Here is a 4,840-nt window from a genome sequence, read left to right as displayed (position 1 = left end):
AGCGTATTTGATTACGGTGATGACCAAAATATTGACCCCGGGTGAACATGATCAAATTACTGGTCAGTGAGCTAACTGTTACTTGTTATAAACTAAAGCCACTTCTGTATTAAGCGGTCATTTGAACGCTGATCAGAAGTGGCTTTAGTCGTTGCTACGCGTGTTCGTTTGTTAATCTGCTAGTATCGTCATTTTATTCAACAAACTAGTTTGTAACTGGCTGAGTGTGGTTNGCGGTCATTTGAACGCTGATCAGAAGTGGCTTTAGTCGTTGCTACGCGTGTTCGTTTGTTAATCTGCTAGTATCGTCATTTTATTCAACAAACTAGTTTGTAACTGGCTGAGTGTGGTTGTCATGTAGACCGGGTAAAGATCTGGGTTGACGAGCCGCTGGGTTGTTCGTGGGAGCTCGGCAAGTTTAGCCTGGGTCGTTGCCTGAATGGTTGTAACCGGAATTGACGTGGTGTTGGACAAATCTACCGGCGCGAGTAAGGGCCGGGCTTCAAAATGGGTGAGTCGCTGTTGGCGGTCGACACTGAGTGGGTCACTGTTGACGACGGTTAGGCTGGTCGCATCGACGATCGTCTCGGTAGCTAGTGCAATCAAGTCAGCAAAGGCCCGCTGAGTTCCTGGTTCGTACAGACGATAGACTTGCTTATCACCAGGAATCGTTAGTTTTTCGCGACTGGCACTGACCTTGATCTTGGGGGTGCTCTGACCATTGCTCTCAGTTGCCGCAAGCTTGTAGACGCCACTTAGAACCGGTGCGGACGCGCTAGTGATGAGCTTTTCACCGATACCAAAATTATCGATCGGTGCGCCTTCGTGCAACAGCGAAGTAATGATGTGTTCATCCAATGCGTTAGAAATAGTGATTTTGGCATTGGGAAAGCCAGCCGCGTCCAATTGTGTCCGGGCAGCTTGTGATAAAGTCGTGACGTCCCCCGAATCGATTCGAATACCGACGGGTTCATGCCCAGCTGCTCGTAGCTCCTTAAAGACCGTCACCGCGTTAGGGATCCCAGAGTTAAGCACATCATAAGTATCGACTAGTAGCGCACTATTGTCAGGATATTGTTCGGCCCACTTGCGAAACGCCGTTAGTTCATCCGGGAAGGCTTCAATCCAACTGTGGGCCATGGTACCAGCAACGGGAATATCAAACAGTTTCGCAGCGAGAACGTTTGAAGTACTATTGGCGCCACCAATAATGGCTGCCCGGGTGCCGTAAAGTGCGCTGTCCGGGCCTTGCGCACGGCGCGCACCGAATTCCATAATTGGACGTCCTGCCGCAGCATAACTCAGTCGACGAGCTTTAGTGGCAATCAGTGATTGGTGATTGACGATATTTAAGACGAGTGTTTCAAGTAATTGCGCTTGCTCAAGTGGTCCAGTAATTGTCAATAGTGGTTCACGAGGAAAGACCGGGGTTCCTTCTGGTAGTGCCTTAATTTGGCAAGTTAACTTAAAATTTGCCAGCATGGCTAAGAAGGATTCATCCCATAGGTTAAGTTGACGGAAGTAGTCGAGGTCACTGTTGGTAAAATGAAAATCTTGTAAAGCTTCGACAACTTGCTGGAGGCCGGCCGCAATGACAAAGCTACCATTGTCAGGAACCCGGCGATAAAAAAGGTCGAAGGTGGCGTTGGTCTGAGGTAAGTCGTGATGAAATCCATTTGCCATTGAGAGTTCGTATAAGTCGGTTAATAAAGATAAATTGCGCATTGCTAATCAATCCCGTTATTAAGATTTAGGTGTCTTGACACCTATGATAAATGAACTTAGTTTATCATAATTTAGTATTTGATGAAAGCTATTCTACTGGTTTTCTGGTAGAATGATTCTATTGAAAGAGTAAGAAGGGTGAGTCATGACAGGATCAGAACGGCGTGAACAAATTCGATCAAAATTATCGCAAACGCAGGTCCCCGTAAGTGCAACAACGCTAGCGAAGCAGTTTAACGTTAGTCGTCAGACCATTGTTGGGGATATTTCATTATTGAGGGCTCACGGAACGGCCATTGTTGCTACTCTTCAAGGGTATGAATTAGAAAAAGCGGATCAGCCAACTGCTGTCCTAGTTTGCCGTCATTTTCCAAACGAAGCGATGCAGGAAATGGCCTTGATCATTCACGCAGGGGGCATAATCAAGGATGTTGAAGTCGAACACCCATTGTATGGCCGGCTCCGGGGTGAATTAGAGATTCGCTCAGTTGGTGATGTTAATCTGTTTATGGGCCGGCTCAAGAAATTACAAGGCCATTTATTATCAGAATTAACAGATGGCGTCCATAGCCATACGGTTGCTTATCAGACCCCGGAACAATTAACAGCCATCAAGGCAGCTTTACGGGATGCGGGTTATTTGTATGAAAATTAATGTCAAGACATGGTTAATATTACATTGGTAATCAATTAATATTCGTTAGTTTTATTTACGCACGATGCTGGTGATTAACCAGGATAATGCCAGTAAAAAGATGTTTGGAGATCTAGTCGGATCTTCAAACATCTTTTTTGAATAGAATAACTATTTGCCGTTGCAAAAGCGCTAGTTGTTCATAACGATTGGTCGTGATGTTGATCGTAACATTGGCTGGTATAATTCCTAGGTATTATGTCGGTCGTTAATCAATAATTTGTTTATTGGCGGTTTTATGAGGGCTCGAAGTGATAGAAGCACGGTGGTGAGCCCGTTGAAAGTCGAAAGCAACGTTTTCCATCGCAATCGGGATTGTTAATTGCCTGATGATACGTGACTCATGGCTGTTCACTATGAATGGCCTGATTTAATGGCCGCAACAGCAGTAACGTATACCCAAGTAGTAGAATTCCGTTGATGATTAGTACGAGACCGCCATGAGTGGTACTTTGAAAGATTAAAGTGAACATAAGTGTTCCGATTGGCATGATTGAGCTATTGACTGTTGTTAATGTTGCAACGACTCGGCCTAGTAATTTAGTTGGCACGGTTTGCTGCAAGTAGACCTGAAAAGTTATATTAAGAATAACAAGCGCGAAAGCCAATATTCCCATGATAAAGCTACCAAGCAGGGCATATCCAGTTGGTGATTGGGACGTCATGAACAGAACACCTAATAGCAATATTTGGCTATCAAGAATAAGTACCGGAATAATTAATTTTAAAAAGAGACGTTTCTGACCGGTTGGCGGTAGCAAAGTTAAAAGTAGACTGCCAAGTAGCATACCAATTGCGCTCCCGGTTTCAAGCACGCCAATAGGACCATTACCTGTGTGAAGCTGATCTTTTAAGATGTACGGAATTCCAATCGTAACAGCAGTATATAAGAAGTTCAGAATAACACTCAACAGAATTGTAATTTTAATCATTGTTCGCGACCGCATGTAATTTAGACCAGAATGAAATTTTGCAAACTGACTGTGCGAAGTTACTGGGGCGTGTTGTGAATTAGCGAATTGATTAGTTGCGTGATAATGAAATTTCATTGTGAGCATAATGCCAAATGAGGCGAGTGTGGCAACAATCTCTAATATAACGAAGCCAGAAAAGCCGACTAAACTGTATAATCCAACGCCTAACGCTGGTGATAGAATCGAGGAAAGAGAAATTGCACTTTGGGTTGTCGAAATTGCATCGATAATTAGAAAAAGAACGATTGGAATGAGTTTTGCTGTTGCCGTAAATAAGTTGATACTAGCAGCGAATAAAATTAGTGCAAGCGTGCGGGCAGTCAGGCTACCAGTGAGAACGGTTTTGTGCGGATAAGTATCAATCAGATTGCCAATTGGGACAAGGCAAAGCAAGCCAACAATTGGACTGATAATCATGTTGATACCAAAGCTAATGGCAGAGTGTGTTTCATCGAGTAACATGAGTCCAAGGCCAAAAGTGAACATTTTACCGCTTAGTGAACTAATGAAATTACTTGCGGCAGCTTTGAAGATTTGCAAGCTAGATTGATGATTACTAATGTTGATGGTTAAATCAGGTTGTTTGATGGCCATGGCGAGTTCCTTTCGGTAGTATGAATTGATTAGAAATGAAAAACGGATAATCTAATATAATTTTAATGTTTTTAATTGAATTGTCAATTTTCGCTAGACAGCACCTAGTCATGATGAAACAGGTAGCCGGTAAGTATTTGTATAGTTGGTGAAGATTCTGAATATATCTGGAAGATTAAGCATGATTGCTCAAATGAAAGAGACAGATCTTTTTGGAAAAATAGTGGTTGCTGTCATATTTAAGCAGTCGCCCATTCGAATTTAATCACATCGGATTCGAATTATGGTTGATAGTTTGTAAGTCGATATTCAAATCCAGTGCCATTCAACAGTGTGCTTTTAAACTAGTTGCTGGTTTAATTTGATGGGCGACAAGGATAATCATGAAGGCTCGTCGGTTCAAGGTAAATGACAGTTGTTTTTTAGAGATTGCAGTGTGTTCAGCAAATTCGGTTTAGGTCACGTGGTAATAGGGCATAATTTGTTTAATGTATTAGTGGGAAATGTCGTTGGCGTTGCAGTGATAGCGACAGCATGATCATGATTAACGTGATTTATTCGAATAATGACCTCACTTTCTAATAGCAATTGAAGCCTACTGCGTTGGAATATTCCTGTCGAGTAAATAACCAACGTATTTGCTAAGGTAGCTTAAACATGGAGACTAATGAGGTCCGTGATTTGAGGGCAATTCATTATTATTAAGTTGATTTGCTCACGGCTCCAGCTTAATCGACTGGTGCTAGTATCTGTTGCCATCTGATTCGTAAATGACTTAATCTATGCAAATCTCAATACCAGTCAGCGTCTGAACAAAAAGTGGGCCGCCAGAATGATTATTCTGGCGGCCCAC

Annotated in this window: 3 protein-coding genes; 1 reads left to right on the top strand and 2 read right to left on the bottom strand. The window is 42.8% G+C overall.

Features of this window, described 5'->3' with window-relative positions:
- Positions 1 to 291 precede the first annotated feature (291 nt).
- Complete coding sequence (locus tag ACOV1R_RS01635) at positions 292 to 1,725, bottom strand: nicotinate phosphoribosyltransferase (RefSeq protein ID WP_003645843.1); 1,434 nt, start codon at positions 1,723 to 1,725, stop codon at positions 292 to 294.
- Between the two features lie 145 nt (positions 1,726 to 1,870).
- Here ACOV1R_RS01635 and ACOV1R_RS01630 point away from each other — a divergent pair, with 145 nt between their 5' ends.
- Positions 1,871 to 2,380, top strand: a complete 510-nt coding sequence (locus tag ACOV1R_RS01630; protein ID WP_003642550.1) for a transcription repressor NadR — start codon at positions 1,871 to 1,873, stop codon at positions 2,378 to 2,380.
- A gap of 380 nt (positions 2,381 to 2,760) precedes the next feature.
- On the opposite strand, the gene ACOV1R_RS01625 is transcribed toward ACOV1R_RS01630, so the two are convergent.
- Positions 2,761 to 3,987 (bottom strand): MFS transporter, encoded by a 1,227-nt coding sequence (locus ACOV1R_RS01625; RefSeq protein ID WP_015380757.1) that lies wholly within the window; start codon positions 3,985 to 3,987, stop codon positions 2,761 to 2,763.
- Positions 3,988 to 4,840: the final 853 nt, after the last annotated feature.

The organism is Lactiplantibacillus sp. YT640 (genome assembly GCF_049745435.1).
Classification (GTDB): domain Bacteria; phylum Bacillota; class Bacilli; order Lactobacillales; family Lactobacillaceae; genus Lactiplantibacillus; species Lactiplantibacillus plantarum.
The sequence above is the reverse complement of the archived record's forward strand: the minus strand, read 5'-3'. Positions and strand labels throughout refer to the sequence as shown.